Below are 17,305 nucleotides of genomic sequence, written 5' to 3'. Positions count from 1 at the left end.
CGCCCCCCCCCCCCCCCCCCCCCCCCCCCCCCCCCGCTCCCACATTTTTGAGCGCATTTCAGGCTGAAATGTAATCAGACGCCCAGGTAATCAAGGATCCCTTCGGCAGCATTGCGGCCTTCGAAGATCGCCGTTACCACCAGGTCGGAACCGCGCACCATGTCGCCACCGGCGAAGATTTTCGGGTTGCTGGTCTGGTGCTTGTACTGACCCTGCTCAGGCGCGACGACACGGCCCTGGCTGTCGGTCTGGATTTCGAACTGTTCGAACCACGGTGCCGGGCTTGGACGGAAACCGAACGCGATGACCACGGCGTCGGCCGGGATGATCTCTTCGGAGCCCGGGATCGGCTCGGGGCTGCGGCGGCCACGGGCGTCCGGTTCGCCGAGACGGGTCTCGACCACCTTCACGCCTTCGACCTTGTCTTCACCGACGATCGCGATTGGCTGGCGGTTGTAGAGGAATTTCACGCCTTCTTCCTTGGCGTTCTTCACCTCTTTGCGCGAGCCGGGCATGTTCGCTTCGTCACGACGATAGGCGCAGGTCACCGACTTGGCGCCCTGACGGATCGAGGTGCGGTTGCAGTCCATCGCCGTGTCGCCACCGCCGAGTACCACGACCTTCTTGCCTTTCATGTCGACGAAATCTTCCGGCGACTTTTCAAAGCCCAGGTTGCGGTTGACGTTGGCAATCAGGAAGTCCAGCGCGTCGTAGACGCCCGGCAGGTCCTCACCGGCAAAGCCGCCCTTCATGTAGGTGTAGGTGCCCATGCCCATGAACACGGCATCGTATTCGGCGAGCAGTTGCTCCATGGTCACGTCCTTGCCGACCTCGGTGTTGAGGCGGAACTCGATGCCCATGCCGGTGAAGACTTCGCGACGATTGCTCAGCACGCTCTTCTCAAGCTTGAACTCAGGGATACCGAAGGTCAGCAGACCGCCGATTTCCGGGTTCTTGTCGAACACCACCGGGGTCACGCCGCCACGCACCAGCACGTCGGCACAACCCAGCCCCGCCGGGCCGGCACCGATGATCGCGACACGCTTGCCGGTCGGTTTGACCTTGGACATGTCCGGGCGCCAGCCCATGGCGAACGCGGTGTCGGTGATGTACTTCTCGACCGAACCGATGGTCACTGCGCCGAAACCGTCGTTGAGGGTGCAGGCACCCTCGCACAGCCGATCCTGCGGGCACACCCGGCCGCAGACTTCCGGCAGGGTGTTGGTCTGGTGCGACAGCTCGGCGGCCTGGAGGATGTTGCCCTCGGCCACCAGCTTCAGCCAGTTGGGAATGAAGTTGTGCACCGGGCACTTCCATTCGCAATACGGGTTGCCGCAACCCAGGCAGCGGTGGGCCTGGTCGGCCGACTGCTGGGGTTTGAACGGTTCGTAGATCTCGACGAACTCTTTCTTGCGTTGACGCAACAGTTTCTTCTTCGGATCCTTGCGCCCGACATCGATGAACTGGAAGTCGTTATTCAGACGTTCAGCCATTGTTAAAACCTCATCAAACTCTTCAGGCGCATATCACTGCGGGTTGGCACGAGTGCTGGAAAGCAACGATTTCAGGTTGGCAGCCTTAGGCTTCACCAGCCAGAAACGGCGCAGGTAGTCATCAAGGTTTTCGGCGAGTTCACGACCCCACTCGCTCTCGGTTTCCTTGACGTACTCGTTCAGCACGTTCTGCAAGTGGCTGCGGTAGGCTTCCATCGCCTCGCCGCTGATCCGCTGGATTTCCACCAGTTCGTGGTTGACCCGGTCAACGAAGGTGTTGTCCTGGTCGAGCACGTAGGCGAAACCACCGGTCATGCCAGAGCCGAAGTTGTAACCGGTCTTGCCCAAAACGCAGACGAAACCACCGGTCATGTACTCGCAGCAGTGATCGCCAGTGCCTTCCACGACCGTGTGGGCACCGGAGTTACGCACAGCGAAACGCTCGCCTGCGGTGCCGGCGGCGAACAACTTGCCGCCGGTGGCACCGTACAGGCAGGTGTTGCCGATGATGGCGCTGTTCTGAGTCTGATAGACGCTGCCCTTCGGCGGCACGATGACCAGTTTGCCGCCGGTCATGCCTTTGCCGACGTAGTCGTTGGCGTCGCCTTCCAGATACATGTGCAGACCGCCGGCGTTCCACACGCCGAAGCTCTGACCGGCCGTGCCTTTGAAGCGGAAGGTGATCGGCGCGTTGGCCATGCCCTGATTGCCGTGCTTGCGCGCGATTTCGCCGGAGATCCGCGCGCCGATCGAACGGTCGCAGTTGCAGATGTCCAGTTCGAACTCGGCACCGCTTAGGTCGTTGATCGCCGAGGTCGCCATGTCGACCATTTTCTCGGCCAGCAGGCCCTGGTCGAACGGCGGGTTGCGCTCAACGCCGCAGAATTGCGGTTTGTCCGCCGGGATGTGATCGCTGCCCAGCAGCGGGGTCAGATCCAGGTGGTGTTGCTTGGCGGTCTGGCCTTCGAGGATTTCCAGCAGATCGGTACGGCCGATCAGCTCTTCGAGGGAACGCACGCCGAGCTTGGCCAGCCACTCACGGGTTTCTTCGGCGACGTAGGTGAAGAAGTTCACCACCATGTCGACGGTACCGATGTAGTGATCCTTGCGCAGCTTCTCGTTCTGCGTCGCAACACCGGTGGCGCAGTTGTTCAGGTGGCAGATGCGCAGGTATTTGCAGCCCAGCGCGATCATCGGTGCAGTACCGAAGCCGAAGCTTTCGGCGCCGAGGATCGCGGCCTTGATCACGTCGAGGCCGGTTTTCAGGCCGCCGTCGGTCTGCACCCGGACTTTGCCACGCAGGTCGTTGCCGCGCAGGGTCTGGTGGGTTTCGGCGAGGCCGAGTTCCCACGGCGCGCCCGCGTATTTGATCGAGGTCAGCGGCGAAGCACCGGTGCCACCGTCGTAACCGGAGATGGTGATCAAGTCCGCATAGGCCTTGGCCACACCGGCAGCGATGGTGCCGACGCCGGCTTCTGCTACCAGCTTCACCGAAACCAGTGCCTTCGGGTTGACCTGTTTCAGGTCGAAGATCAATTGCGACAAGTCTTCGATCGAGTAGATGTCGTGGTGCGGCGGTGGCGAAATCAGGGTCACGCCCGGCACTGCGTAACGCAGCTTGGCGATCAGCCCGTTGACCTTACCGCCCGGCAGTTGCCCGCCCTCGCCCGGCTTGGCGCCCTGAGCGACCTTGATCTGCAGCACTTCGGCGTTGACCAGGTATTCCGGGGTTACACCGAAACGGCCGGTCGCGACCTGCTTGATTTTCGAGCTCTTGATGGTGCCGTAGCGCGCCGGGTCTTCGCCGCCTTCGCCGGAGTTGGAACGCGCACCGAGGCGGTTCATGGCTTCGGCCAGGGCTTCGTGAGCTTCCGGCGACAGTGCGCCCAGCGAGATACCGGCGGAGTCGAAGCGCTTGAGCACCGATTCCAGCGGCTCGATTTCACTGATGTCCAGCGGCTTGTCGAGGGTCTTGACCTTGAACAGGTCGCGAATCATCGACACCGGACGGTTGTCCACCAGCGAGGTGTATTCCTTGAACTTGGCGTAATCGCCCTGCTGCACGGCGGCTTGCAGGGTGTTGACCACGTCCGGGTTGTACGCGTGGTATTCGCCGCCGTGAACGAACTTCAGCAGACCGCCCTGCTGGATCGGCTTGCGCGGACTCCAGGCTTCGGTGGCGAGTGCTTTCTGCTCGGCTTCGATGTCGACGAAACGCGCACCCTTGATGCGGCTCGGCACGCCACGGAAGCTCAGCTCGCACACTTCTTCGGACAGGCCGATGGCTTCGAACAGCTGCGCACCGCGGTACGAGGCGATGGTCGAGATGCCCATCTTCGACAGGATCTTCAGCAGACCTTTGGTGATGCCTTTGCGGTAGTTCTTGAACACCTCATAGAGGTCGCCCAGCACTTCACCGGTACGGATCAGGTCACCCAGCACTTCGTAGGCCAGGAACGGATAGACCGCCGAGGCGCCGAAACCGATCAGCACCGCGAAGTGATGCGGATCGCGTGCGGTCGCGGTTTCCACGAGGATGTTGGAATCGCAGCGCAGGCCTTTTTCGGTCAGGCGGTGGTGCACCGCGCCGGTGGCCAGCGAAGCGTGGATCGGCAGTTTGCCCGGCGCGATATGACGGTCGCTCAGAACGATCTGGGTACGCCCGGCACGCACGGCTTCTTCAGCCTGATCGGCGACGTTGCGGATCGCCGCTTCGAGGCCGACGCTTTCGTCGTAGTTGAGGTCGATGATCTGCCGCTCGAAACCCGGGCGGTCGAGGTTCATCAGCGAGCGCCACTTGGCCGGCGAGATCACTGGCGAGCTGAGGATCACGCGCGAGGCGTGTTCCGGCGATTCCTGGAAGATGTTGCGCTCGGCACCGAGGCAGATTTCCAGCGACATCACGATCGCTTCACGCAGCGGGTCGATCGGCGGGTTGGTGACCTGCGCGAACTGCTGGCGGAAATAGTCGTACGGCGTGCGCACACGCTGCGACAGCACGGCCATCGGCGTGTCATCGCCCATCGAACCGACGGCTTCGTAGCCCTGTTCGCCGAGCGGACGCAGCACCTGATCACGCTCTTCGAACGTGACCTGATACATCTTCATGTATTGCTTGAGCTGATCGACGTCGTAGAACGCCGAACCGTGGTCGTTGTCTTCCATGGTCGCCTGGATGCGCAGGGCGTTCTTGCGCAGCCATTGCTTGTACGGATGACGGGATTTCAGACGGTTGTCGATCGCGTCGGTGTCGAGGATCTGCCCGGTTTCGGTGTCCACGGCGAGGATCTGGCCCGGGCCGACACGGCCCTTGGCGATCACGTCTTCTGGCTGGTAGTTCCAGACGCCGATTTCCGAAGCAACGGTGATGAAACCGTTGGTGGTGGTGACCCAGCGCGCCGGACGCAGGCCGTTACGGTCGAGCAGGCACACCGCGTAACGACCATCGGTCATCACCACGCCGGCCGGGCCGTCCCACGGTTCCATGTGCATCGAGTTGTACTCGTAGAACGCACGCAGATCCGGGTCCATGGTTTCAACGTTCTGCCACGCAGGCGGAATGATCATCCGCACGCCACGGAACAGGTCGATGCCACCGGTGACCATCAGTTCGAGCATGTTGTCCATGCTCGAGGAGTCGGAACCGACACGGTTGACCAGCGGGCCGAGTTCTTCCAGATCCATCAGATCGTTGGTGAACTTGGTCCGACGGGCCTGCGCCCAGTTACGGTTACCGGTAATGGTGTTGATCTCGCCGTTGTGGGCGAGGAAGCGGAATGGCTGAGCCAGCGGCCATTTCGGCAGGGTGTTGGTGGAAAAGCGCTGGTGGAACACGCAGATCGCGGTTTGCAGGCGCTGGTCACCAAGGTCCGGATAGAACGCGGCCAAGTCGGCCGGCATCATCAGGCCTTTATAGATGATGGTCTTGTGCGAAAAGCTGCAGATGTAGTGGTCGGTGTCGGCGGCGTTGGCCACCGACGAGCGACGACGGGCGCTGAACAGCTTGACCGCCATGTCCTGATCGCTCAGGCCTTCACCGCCAATGTACACCTGCTCGATCTGCGGCAGGCGCTCAAGGGCCAGGCGGCCGAGGACGCTGGTGTCGATCGGCACTTTGCGCCAGCCGATCAGTTGCAGGCCTTCGGCAAGGATCTCGCGGTTCATGTTCTCGCGAGCGGCTTCGGCCTTGGCCGGATCCTGGTTGAAGAAGACCATGCCCACGGCATATTGCTTGGGCAGCTCGACGCTGAAGTTTTCCTGGGCGATCGCCCGCAGGAACGCGTCAGGCTTTTGAATCAGCAGACCGCAACCGTCACCGGTCTTGCCGTCGGCATTAATCCCACCGCGGTGGGTCATGCAGGTCAGGGCCTCGATGGCCGTTTGCAAAAGGGTATGACTGGGCTCGCCCTGCATATGGGCTATCAGGCCGAAACCGCAGTTATCCTTGAATTCATCTGGTTGGTACAGACCTGCTTTCATAGACACTTTCTCACCAGGCTGCCTCTTTTCGAGGCAAATTTCTTTTCAATTCAACCACTTGCTGACCGCGCCGAACGTACGCCGGCTTTGCGGGGGCAAAAGGGTGGTCATTGTACACAGCGACACAGACGCTCACAAATTTGACGACGAAATGTCGCAAATCTATGTCGCATTTGTGAAAGGTTTAAAGCGATCTGCTGTGCTAGTCAAAACTTTTTTAATTCTGACTGCAACGACTCAAAGACTACTGTGACGCAGACACCACAAGGCACGCGACCTGGAAGGAAGCGCGCACTCGTAGAAATTTTGAGGTGCTTGGAGAGGCGGCCTGGGTAAGGCCGCCGAATCTTCAGCGAGTTGTTGCCAGTTCCTGTTGGACGCTGGCGACAGTGCGAGGCCAAGGTTTACCAGCCTGAACCTTCGCTGGCAAGGCCTTGATGGCAGAAACGGCTGCATCACGATTGGCGAAGTTGCCGTAGGTGATCACGTAGAGAGGCTTGCCGTTGAGGACTTTCTTGAAATAACGGTACTCGCCGCCCTGCTCCTTGACGAAGTTCTGCGCGGTCGCTTCGGAGCTGGTGCCGAGGATCTGCACCACGTAATTGCTGGTCGGCTGACCGGCGTACCAGCTGCCACCGGCAGCCTTGGCCACGGTAACCGGCTTCTCGGCCGGTTTGGCGGCCGCAACAGGCTTGGCCGGAACCGGAGCAGGTTTGGCCGCTGGCGCTGCCGGAGCAGGCTTGGCGGTGGCGACCTGAGTCGGTGCCGGGGTCGGCTTGGCGGCTGGCACCGGAACCGGGGTTGGCGCCGGGCCGGCCGGGACACCTGCCGGTGGTGCGGAAGTCGTTACGGTCGGCGGCGTCGCGCTGGAACCTTCGACCGGCACGCCATCGTCGCCTTCGGTGATGCCGCCAGCGGCCTCAGCCAACGGGCCGCGCATCACCGGTTGCGAGTTGCCGACCAGTGGCAGCGGCATCGGCTGGGTATTGCCGGCGAACTCGACGTTCGGCGCGCCACCCTTGGCGCCCTGGCCCAATGGCAGTTGTGCCTGTTCGTTGGCGGGTGCGCCAGTGGTTGGCGCCTTGTTGCGACCCGGCATCAGCCAGGCGGCGGCGACCGCGACCACAACGACGGCGGAAATCGCCAATACGTGTTTCTTCGGCATGTTGAACCCCATACTTGGACGCTTGACCGCAGAGCGGCTGGCAATCATGACTTCGATCAGTGCATCGCGAGCGACCTGGTTGATGTTGCCAGGCCAACCCTCGGCGCTTTCGTGAATCTCAGAGATCTGATCCGCGGTGAAAAGTTCGACACCCCGGCCCGCACCTTCGAGCCGTTGGTCGAGATATTCGCGGGTCTCTTCTTCGGTGTACGGCTGCAGTTCGATGACGTGGAAGCGCTCTTCCTCGAGGTGCAAGGCCTCCAGTTGCGCGATCAGCGACGATTCACCGAAGAGGAACACGTGTGGACGACCTTCCGGCGCACCGGCACCCAGCGCCATCAGCGCTTCGAGCGCAGATTCGTCAAGCTGCTCGGCATCATCCACCAGCAGATAGACTTCCTGCCCGGTCAGCGCCAGCTGCACCACTTGCGCCAGAATCGCGCCGACCTCGGCCTGCGCCACGTCCAGCGCCTGGGCGACCTGACGCAACACGCCGGCCGCATCGCCGGCCCCACGGGCCGACACCACGACACTTTGCACCGATTGCTTGTTGGTGCTGGCCACCAGCGCCTGGCGCAGCAGGGTCTTGCCGCTGCCTTGCGGGCCGGTGACCACCAGCAGCAACTGGCTGTAACGCGCCAGGTGGTGCAGTTGCCCCAGCACCGGCTTGCGCTGGGCCGGGAAGAATTTGAAGCCCGGCACCCGCGGCGCGAAAGGGTCGTGACTTAACTGGAAATGGCCGAGGAACGCCTCGTCGGCATGCAAACTAGTCATCGGAATCTTATTAACCTTTAAGCTGAGCCAGAGCGCGGTAATCCGCTCCCAGCGTGGCCTGTAGAACCTCTTTCGGATAATCGGCGGTCACCACCGCTTCGCCCATCCGGCGCAGCAGCACCAGGCGCAGACGACCGTCGATCACTTTTTTATCAATTGCCATATGTTCGAGAAAATCGGCTTCGGTCATTTCTTCCGGCGGGATCACCGGCAGACCGGCACGCTGGAACAGCCGAATGCCGCGATCACGTTCCTGCTCGCTGATCCAGCCCAGACGCGCGGACATTTCCAGCGCCATCACCGTACCTGCGGCGACCGCCTCACCATGCAACCAGACACCATAGCCCATGTGGGTCTCGATGGCGTGGCCGAAGGTGTGGCCGAGATTGAGCGTGGCGCGCACGCCGGTTTCCTTCTCATCGGCACCGACCACTGCAGCCTTGGCCGCGCAGGAGCGCTCGATGGCATAGGTCAGGGCCTTCTGGTCCAGCGCGCGCAAGGCGTCGACGTTGTCTTCGAGCCAGGTCAGGAACGGCTCGTCGCAGATCAGACCGTACTTGATGACTTCGGCCAGACCGGCGGACAGCTCACGCTCTGGCAGGGTTTTCAGGGACGCGGTATCGATCAGCACCACGTTCGGCTGATAGAACGCGCCGACCATGTTCTTGCCCAACGGGTGGTTGATGCCGGTCTTGCCGCCCACCGACGAATCGACCTGGGACAGCAGCGTGGTAGGAATCTGGATGAAATCGACGCCGCGCTGGTAGCAAGCGGCGGCGAAACCGGCCATGTCACCGATGACACCGCCGCCGAGGGCGATGATCGTGGTGCGGCGGTCATGACGGGCGGTCAGCAGACCGTCGAAGATCAGTTGCAGGGTTTCCCAGTTCTTGAAGGCTTCGCCGTCCGGCAGCACCACCGAGATCACCGAGAACTGCGCCAGGCTGCGGGTCAGACGTTCGAGATAGAGCGGCGCAACGGTCTCGTTGGAGATGATTGCCACCTGCCGCCCGTGGATATGCGGCGCCAGCAACTCAGGCTGATCCAACAAACCTTCGCCAATATGAATCGGGTAGCTGCGCTCGCCTAGATCGACCTTGAGTGTCTGCATGTGTCCCCACAGTGAAGATGGAAGCAGGCGTCCTGCCCTGAATTATTGGTTGTCTGCTGCCTATAGCGGGTATGACGCCGCTCGCACGCCATCCGCCACAACCTCGGCGGCTCTGACAGGACGCCGAGGATAGCGCATTTCGGGCGATGCTTTAACGGGGTGGAAGCTGCGCCAGACGGTCGAGAATGTCGAGCACCACCATACGCGGTGGCCGCTCGTCGGTTTCCACCACCAGATCGGCGATTTCCCGATAGAGCGGATCGCGGATCGCCAGCAGGTCACGCAGGGTTTTCGCCGGATCGGCGGTGCGCAGCAAAGGACGATTGCGGTCGCGCGACGTGCGCCCGACCTGCTGCTCGACGGAGGCGTGCAGATACACCACCCGCCCGCCCTCGTGCAGGGCCTTGCGGTTGGCATCGCGCATCACCGCGCCGCCGCCCGTCGCCAGCACCACGCCGTCGAACGCGCACAGCTCGGCGATCATCGCCTGCTCACGGTCGCGAAAGCCGGGCTCGCCTTCCTTGTCGAAGATCCACGGGATATTGGCGCCCGTGCGCAGTTCAATTTCCTTGTCGGAATCTTTGAACGGCAGGCGCAGCTCTTTGGCCAGCAACCGGCCGATGGTGCTTTTTCCAGCGCCCATCGGTCCTACAAGAATCAAATTTCGCACAGAATCAACGACTCACAGCAATCGCCTGGTTATTCATGATACGCGGAGTGAGAAATACCAGCAGCTCGGATTTTTTCTCCGAAACCACATCACGCCGGAAAAGGCGGCCAAGATACGGCACATCGCCAAGAAATGGCACCTTATCTACGACCTTGCTTTGAGTATTTGAGAAAACACCGCCAATCACGATGGTTTCGCCGTCGTTCACCAGCACCTTGGCGTTGACCTCGTTCTTCTTGATCGGCGGTACATCCTGCACTTTGTTCAGGTAGTCCGGTTCGTCCTTGGTGACTTTGACCTCCATGATGATGCGGTTGTCAGGGGTGATCTGTGGCGTCACTTCCAGCGACAGCGAAGCCTCCTTGAACGACACCGATGTCGCGCCGCTGGAGCTGGCTTCCTGATACGGAATCTCGGTGCCCTTGAGGATCTTTGCGGTCTCCTTGTCGGAGGTGACTACTTTGGGCTGCGAGACAATTTCACCGTTGCCGGTTTTCTCCATGGCGGTCAGCTCAAGATCGAGCAGCACGTTGTCAGTGATGAAGGCGATGCCGATCCCCGAGGTATTACCGATCGTGCCCATGTCGACGAACGGCGAATTGGTGCTGGTGCTGCCCGGTGTGCCGATGGTGGTCGACGTGCCATTGCTGACCCCGGAGGTGTTCCAGTTGCCCTTGTTCTGGATCGAACCGCCCCAGCGCACGCCCAGACTCTTGTCGTAATCGACGTTGGCCTCGACGATCCGCGCCTCGATCATCACCTGACGCACCGGAATATCCAGTTGCGCCACAATCCGCCGCAGTTCATCGAGGCGATCCTGGGTCTGGTAGGCAATGATGTTGTTGGTGCGCTCGTCGACGGTGATCGAGCCGCGCTCGTCGATTTTCGCCTCGGCGCTGGTCACCGATTGGAACAGCTTGGCGATGTCCGCCGCCTTGGCGTAGTTCACCTGCAGCAGCTCGCGGCGCAGCGGTGCCAGTTCGGCGATCTGTTTCTGCGACTCCAACTCCTGGCGTTCGCGGGCAGCGATTTCGTCGGCCGGCGCCACCAGCAGCACGTTGCCGATCTTGCGTTTATCCAGCCCCTTGGTTTTCAGCACCAAGTCCAGCGCCTGATCCCACGGCACGTTTTGCAGACGCAAGGTGATCCCGCCCTGCACCGTATCGCTGGCTACCAGGTTGAGATTGGTGAAATCGGCGATCAGTTGCAGCACCGAGCGCACATCGATGTCCTGAAAATTCAGCGAGAGCTTTTCGCCGCTGTAGGCCTGGCGCTCGGCATTGCGTTTTTGCAGGTCATCGACCGTCATCGGGCGAATGCTGACGGTCAGTTTGTTATCGGTCTGGTAGGTGGAATAGTCGAACGTGCCGCTGGGTTCGACGGTAATGACCGCACGATCACCGCTGGCGGCGGCATTGACGAACTGCACAGGCGTGGCGAAATCCTTGACGTCGAGGCGCACCCGCAGCCTGTCGGGCAACTGGGTGCGGGCAAAACTGAGGATGATCTTGCCGTCATGCTCCTGGATATCCGGGGCAATGGTCGGGTCCGACAGATCAATGACCACGTTGCCCTCGCCCGCGGTGCCACGCTGGAAGTCGACGCCACGAATGGTCTTGGCAACGGGGGCGTAAGCCTTCGCCGGAGCCGCGACCGGTCGTGGCGCAGCAGCGGCTGGGCGCGGTGCAGCAGGCTTGGCGCCCTGCCCGACCACCACGAACAGATTGTTACCCTCGACCCGCGAGGTGTAGGGCGTCAGTTGCGTCAGGTTGATGATCAGGCGTGTCCGGTCGTTGGCCTCGACCACCGTCGCGGTGCGCGCATTGCCGCTGCCCAGATCGCGGGTCTTGCTCGTCAGCTGGCTGGCGACACCCGGCAGATCCAGCGCGATTCGCGCCGGTGATTCGGTGGTGTAGCCCTTGGGCTGCGGTGGTGGGCCGTCGAACGACAGCTTCAACTCGATGCGGTCACCCGGTAACGCCGCCACATCCAGCGCCTTGAGACTGGCCGCCTGCACCATCGGTGACAGCAGCGCTATCCATAGCGAAAAACCGAGGGTGGAAAAAATCCTGTTCATTGTTCGACTTCCACTATGAGTGCTCTTTCAAAGGAATGGTGCGCGGACGTTCCAGCCAGGCGCCTTCGCCGTCGGGCACGATCTCGACCACATCGACCTGAGTGGCGCTGATCGCCACGATGCGCCCGTCGTTGCGCCCCAGGTAGTCGCCGACCTTCAGCCGATGCACACCGCCGGCCCCACGCAGCAGGGCAAAGGAGCCGGAGGCATTGGAGATGGTGCCGACCATTTCAAACTGCTCGATGTTGAAACCTTCGAGGTATTGCTTGACCCGGTTGGGGTCGGGTTTGACATTGCGCGAGCCGCGCTGCTGCCCGGCCAGATCGACCCGCACCTGACGCGAGAACGGGCTGCGCAGGTTGGGCGCGCTGTAGGTAAACGTGGGGTAGGAATGGAACGTCGGCGTCGGCTCGATCTTGCCCGCCGGGCGCAGGCGCACTTCGTTCATGTAAGCGTCGAGGTCGCTGAATTCGTCACTGCTGCCGCAACCACTGAGGCCGAGCACCAGCACTGACAGGGCGAAATAACGGATCGGGGTCATTTGTCCAACCCCTTGTCGTTATAGCGGTAGGTCTTGGCGAGGATGCTCATGCGCAGCTTCGTCCCGCCTTCGGGGTTGGCCGGCGCCAGTTCGAAATCGTGCAACGTGACGATCCGTGGCAACCCGGCGACGCCACTGACGAAAGTGGCGAGGTCGTGGTAAGCCCCAGTGACGGTGATCTGGATCGGCAATTCGATGTAGAACGGCTGGGTCACCTCCGGCAGCAGCTTGATCTCTTCGAATTCGAGGCCACTGCCCAACCCGGTGCGGGTGATGTCTTCCAGCAGCCCCGGCACTTCGGTGTCGCTGGGCAACTGCCGCAGGAGCACGCCGAAGGAGTTTTCCATCTCCTTCATCTGCTGGGTGTACAGCTCCAGGTTGGCGGCCATGTGCGCCTTGCTGGCGAACTGCTCCTTCAAGGTGTCTTCTTCCTGATGCTTGGCTTCCAGCTGGTTTTCCATGTCGCTGATGAAAAAGTTATAGCCAAGCGCCAACACCAGCACCGCCAGCAACGCTCCCGCGATGGTTTTCACCGCGGCCGGCCAGGAACCGATGTTGCTGGTATCCAGATCGTTGAAGTCGATATTGCGCAGACTTTGCAGCCATTCGGACGGCTTCATTTGTCGCCCTCCGTCACGGCTGGCTGGGTCTGACGAACGGTCAGCTGAAAGACGTTGGCCTGATCCACCTGACCGGCGGTCGTCGCCTTCACCTCGTTGAGGCTGGGCGCATCAAACCAGTCGGAGGCATCCAGATTGCGCATCAGCTCCGAAACCCGATTATTGGACTCGGCCGCGCCATTGATGGTCAGCGTCTTGCCCACCAGTTTCACGCTGGTGAAATACACGCCATCCGGCAGCGTGCGTGCCAGTTGATCGAAGATCCGTCCACTGATTTGCCGGTTGCCCTGCAAGTCCTGGATGATGCGCATGCGCTCGACCAGTTGCTGGCGCCGGGCCTTGAGTTCGCTGATCTGCTTGATCCGTTCGTCGACCACCGCTATCTGCTTGCCGATGTAGGCATTGCGCGCGGCCTGCCGCTCGATGGCGGCATCGAAGATCTGATCGGCAATGAACACCGCACCCACCGAACCGACGAAGACCCCGATCAGGATCAGCAGGAAGCGCTTGCGCCGCTCTTCGCGGCGCTCCTCGCGCCAGGGGAGAAGGTTGATCCGCGCCATCAGTCGAAACTCCTGAGCGCGAGCCCGCAGGCAATCATCAGGGCCGGCGCGTCACTGGCCAGGGCCCCGGCGTTGACCTTGCTGCTCAAGGCCATGTCGGCAAACGGGTTGGCGACCTGGGTCGGGGTGCCCAGGCGCTGCTCGATCAGGCGATCCAGCCCTGGCACCGACGCCGTGCCACCGGCCAGCAGAATGTGATCGACTGCGTTGTACTGCCCGGAGGCAAAGAAAAACTGCAACGAGCGCGACACCTGCTGTACCAGCGCATCCCGGAACGGCTGCAAGACCTCGCTGATATAGTCATCCGGCAGACCGCCCTGCTTTTTCGCCAGCCCGGCCTGCTCGACGGTCAGGCCGTAGCGGCGCTGAATCTCCTCGGTCAGTTGGCGGCCACCGAACAGTTGCTCGCGGGTATAGATGATGCGGCCATTGTGCAGGACGCTGAGAGTGGTCATGGTCGCGCCGATGTCCACCACGGCCACCGTCAGGCGTTCCTGCGAGGCGGCCAGTTGAGTGGCGAGCAGGCCGAACGAGCGCTCCAGCGCATAGGCCTCGACATCGACCACTCGCGCCGTCAGCCCGGCCAGCGCCAGCGCCGCCTCGCGCACTTCGACGTTTTCCTTGCGACAGGCGGCCAGCAGCACGTTGACCCGCTCCGGATTGCGCGGCGAAACGCCCTGGACTTCGAAGTCGATGGCGACTTCGTCCAGTGGATAGGGAATGTATTGGTCGGCTTCGATCTTGAGCTGGTTTTCCAGCTCGTCATCGGTCAGCCCGGCGTCCATCTCGATGATCTTGGTGATCACCGCAGAGCCGGCCACCGCCACCGCCACGCTCTTAAGCCCGGTGCGCGCCTTGACCAGTACCCGAGACAAGGCATTGCCCACGCCTTCGAGCTCGGCGATATTCTTTTCGACCACGGCGTTGGGCGGCAGAGGCTCCACCGCGTAGGCCTCGACCCGGTAGCGGTCGCCCTGGCGGCTAAGCTCCAGCAGCTTCACCGAAGTGGAGCTGATGTCGATCCCCAGTAACGTATTGGTCTTTTTATTGAAGAGTCCCAGCACTACCAATTCCCTATGACTTTCCGTGAGTTACGGACTCTGTAATACACATTGCGTTCCTTCTCCGCGCCTTGACAGAAGCGCAAATGACGCCCCCAGCAGAAAAGTGCTTATAATGCCCAGCGTTTTTTTCCGCTTTTTACTGCCGGCGCGGGTTGTTCTGTGTGTTCCCGGAACCCTGTCGCCAAATTCATTCTTTGCCCTGGATGTCCAAAAGCCTTGATTCGTCTGCTGAAATTTTTCGGTTGGTCCATCGTCGCCGTTTTCTGCGGACTGCTTTTAGGTCTCAGCGGCGCGTTTCTTTACCTTAGTCCGGGTTTGCCCTCTGTGGAGGCGCTGCGAAGCATTCAGTTGCAGATTCCATTGCGGGTCTACAGCAGCGATAACAAATTGATCGCAGAATTTGGCGAAATGCGCCGGACTCCGATCCGTTTCGCCGACATTCCCCCCAATTTCATTAATGCGTTACTAAGTGCTGAAGACGACAATTTCGCCAACCACTATGGCGTCGATCCAAGCAGCCTGATGCGTGCCGCGACCCAATTGGTCAAAAGCGGGCACATTCAGTCCGGCGGCAGCACCATCACCATGCAGGTGGCGAAGAACTTCTTCCTGACCAGCGAGCGCAGCTTCTCGCGCAAAACCACAGAAATTCTTCTGGCCCTGCAGATCGAGCGACAGTTGACCAAGGACGAGATCCTTGAGCTGTACGTGAACAAGATCTACCTGGGTAACCGCGCCTATGGCATCGAGGCGGCGGCGCAGGTGTATTACGGCAAGTCGATCCGCGACGTCAGCCTGGCGCAGATGGCGATGATCGCCGGCCTGCCAAAAGCCCCGTCGCGCTTCAACCCGCTGGCCAACCCGGCGCGCAGCAAGGAACGTCGCGACTGGATCCTCGGCCGCATGTACAAGCTCGGGAAGATTTCCGAAGCTGATTACACCGCCGCGATCAACGAGCCACTGAACGCCAGCTATCACGTGCCGACCCCGGAAGTGAACGCACCGTACATCGCTGAAATGGCCCGTGCCGAAATGGTCGGCCGCTATGGCAGCGACGCCTATACCGAAGGTTTCCGCGTCACCACCACGGTGCCGAGCAACCTGCAGGAAATGGCCAACACCGCGCTGCACGAAGGCTTGATGACCTATGACCAGCGTCACGGCTACCGTGGCCCCGAGTCGCGCCTGCCGGGCAAGACCCACGAAGCCTGGGCCACCGAGCTGACCAAGCAGCGCACCATCAGCAGTCTTGAACCGGCTATCGTCACCCAGGTCGACAAGAACGGCCTGCAAGTGCTGACCCGTAGCGGCGAAGAACACGTTGCCTGGGACACCATGAAATGGGCGCGACCGTTCCTCAATACCAACAGCATGGGCGCCGCACCGCGCCAGCCGTCGGATGTGGCACAGGTCGGCGATCTGATTCGCGTGCAGCGTCAGCCGAACAATTCGCTGAAATTCAGCCAGATTCCGCAGGCGCAAGGCGCGCTGGTGTCGCTGGATCCGCAGAACGGCGCGATCCGCTCGCTGGTCGGCGGCTTCGCTTTCGAGCAGAGCAACTACAACCGCGCCTTGCAGGCCAAGCGTCAGCCGGGTTCGAGCTTCAAGCCGTTCGTCTACAGCGCTGCGCTGGACAGCGGTTACACCGCCGCGACCCTGGTCAACGACGCGCCGATCGTGTTCGTCGACGAGTACCTGGATAAAGTCTGGCGGCCGAAGAACGACACCAACACCTTCCTCGGCCCGATCCGTCTGCGCGAGGCGCTGTACAAGTCGCGTAACCTGGTGTCGATCCGCCTGTTGCAGGCGATGGGCGTCGGCAAGACCATCGACTACATCACCCGCTTCGGCTTCAACAAGCAGGACCTGCCGCCGAACCTGTCGCTGGCGCTGGGCACCGCAACCCTGACGCCGATGGAGATCGCTACCGGCTGGAGCACCTTCGCCAACGGCGGCTACAAGATCACCCCGTACATCATCGACAAGATCGAAAGCCGCAACGGCGACACGCTGTTCGTCGCCAACCCGCCGACCGTGCCACAGGGTGGCTCGGCGACCGATGGCTTTGCCGCCCCGGCGTCTCAGCCGATCACCGTCAACGCCGCACCGGTTCCGGGTGAAGCCCCGGGCGCCGCAGCAGCGCCACAAGCACCGGCAGTAGCCGAGCGGATCGTCGATGGTCGCACCACGTACATCCTCAACAGCATGCTACAGGACGTGATCAAGCTCGGCACCGGGCGCCGTGCACTGGCCATGGGCCGCAGCGACATCGCGGGCAAGACCGGTACCACCAACGACTCCAAGGATGCATGGTTCTCCGGCTACAACGGCGATTACGTGACCACCGTGTGGACCGGTTTCGACCAGCCGGAAAGCCTCGGTCGCCGTGAGTTCGGCGGCACCGTGGCGCTGCCGATCTGGATGAACTACATGTCGGCTGCGCTGAAGGACAAGCCGCCGCACGTGCAGCCTGAGCCGGAAGGCATCCTCAGCCTGCGGGTAGACCCGGTCAGCGGTCGTGCGGCCACGCCGAGCACGCCGGGTGCCTACTTCGAGCTGTTCAAGTCGGAAGACACGCCGCCATCCGTGAATGAGCTGGGCAATGGCGCGGCGCCAGGCAGTCCGCTGCCGGCGGATGAGCAGGCGCCGATCGACCTGTTCTGATCCAGCGTCATTGAAAAGCCCCGCCTTCGAGAGAAGAGCGGGGCTTTTTTATGGCTGTGATTTTATGTTGTCTGGGCCGGCCTC

At 61.7% G+C, this 17,305-nt stretch carries 11 protein-coding genes; 1 reads left to right on the top strand and 10 read right to left on the bottom strand.

Annotation, left to right across the window (positions count from 1 at the left end; all coding sequences use genetic code 11):
• Nucleotides 1-74 precede the first annotated feature (74 nt).
• The 10 genes from NTD85_RS15310 to NTD85_RS15265 all read right to left on the bottom strand — a co-directional run bounded on the left by NTD85_RS15310 (nt 75) and on the right by NTD85_RS15265 (nt 14,557).
• Complete coding sequence (locus tag NTD85_RS15310) at nt 75-1,493, bottom strand: FAD-dependent oxidoreductase (protein ID WP_003220910.1); 1,419 nt, start codon at nt 1,491-1,493, stop codon at nt 75-77.
• A 33-nt stretch (nt 1,494-1,526) separates the two neighbouring features.
• Complete coding sequence (gene gltB / locus NTD85_RS15305) at nt 1,527-5,972, bottom strand: glutamate synthase large subunit (RefSeq protein ID WP_003220908.1); 4,446 nt, start codon at nt 5,970-5,972, stop codon at nt 1,527-1,529.
• A gap of 349 nt (nt 5,973-6,321) precedes the next feature.
• On the bottom strand, nt 6,322-7,911 hold the full coding sequence (locus tag NTD85_RS15300) for an AAA family ATPase (RefSeq protein ID WP_262142575.1): 1,590 nt from the start codon (nt 7,909-7,911) through the stop codon (nt 6,322-6,324).
• Between the two features lie 10 nt (nt 7,912-7,921).
• Entirely contained in the window at nt 7,922-9,022 is a 1,101-nt protein-coding gene (gene aroB / locus NTD85_RS15295; RefSeq protein WP_027611317.1) for a 3-dehydroquinate synthase, read from the bottom strand.
• Nucleotides 9,023-9,173: 151 nt separating this feature from the next.
• Complete coding sequence (gene aroK, locus NTD85_RS15290) at nt 9,174-9,692, bottom strand: shikimate kinase AroK (RefSeq protein WP_045122260.1); 519 nt, start codon at nt 9,690-9,692, stop codon at nt 9,174-9,176.
• Between the two features lie 4 nt (nt 9,693-9,696).
• A complete protein-coding gene (gene pilQ / locus NTD85_RS15285) occupies nt 9,697-11,769 on the bottom strand; it encodes a type IV pilus secretin PilQ (RefSeq protein ID WP_262142574.1) in 2,073 nt (690 codons plus the stop codon).
• Nucleotides 11,770-11,782: 13 nt separating this feature from the next.
• Nucleotides 11,783-12,310, bottom strand: a complete 528-nt coding sequence (locus tag NTD85_RS15280) for a pilus assembly protein PilP (protein ID WP_262142573.1) — start codon at nt 12,308-12,310, stop codon at nt 11,783-11,785.
• Complete coding sequence (gene pilO, locus NTD85_RS15275; RefSeq protein ID WP_226499849.1) at nt 12,307-12,930, bottom strand: type 4a pilus biogenesis protein PilO; 624 nt, start codon at nt 12,928-12,930, stop codon at nt 12,307-12,309. Before pilO ends, NTD85_RS15280 begins: the two co-directional genes overlap by 4 nt.
• Nucleotides 12,927-13,493, bottom strand: coding sequence for a PilN domain-containing protein (locus NTD85_RS15270; protein WP_003220894.1), 567 nt, complete (start codon nt 13,491-13,493; stop codon nt 12,927-12,929). Before NTD85_RS15270 ends, pilO begins: the two co-directional genes overlap by 4 nt.
• Complete coding sequence (locus NTD85_RS15265; protein ID WP_003220893.1) at nt 13,493-14,557, bottom strand: pilus assembly protein PilM; 1,065 nt, start codon at nt 14,555-14,557, stop codon at nt 13,493-13,495. The genes NTD85_RS15270 and NTD85_RS15265 overlap by 1 nt, the downstream gene beginning before the upstream one ends.
• A 219-nt stretch (nt 14,558-14,776) precedes the next feature.
• Between NTD85_RS15265 and NTD85_RS15260 the strand changes: the two genes are divergently transcribed.
• Nucleotides 14,777-17,221, top strand: coding sequence for a penicillin-binding protein 1A (locus NTD85_RS15260; protein ID WP_410017538.1), 2,445 nt, complete (start codon nt 14,777-14,779; stop codon nt 17,219-17,221).
• Nucleotides 17,222-17,305 lie beyond the last annotated feature (84 nt).

This window comes from Pseudomonas sp. 13B_3.2_Bac1 (assembly GCF_025466205.1).
Classification (GTDB): domain Bacteria; phylum Pseudomonadota; class Gammaproteobacteria; order Pseudomonadales; family Pseudomonadaceae; genus Aquipseudomonas; species Aquipseudomonas fluorescens_H.
This window is presented reverse-complemented; position numbering and strand designations above follow the sequence as displayed.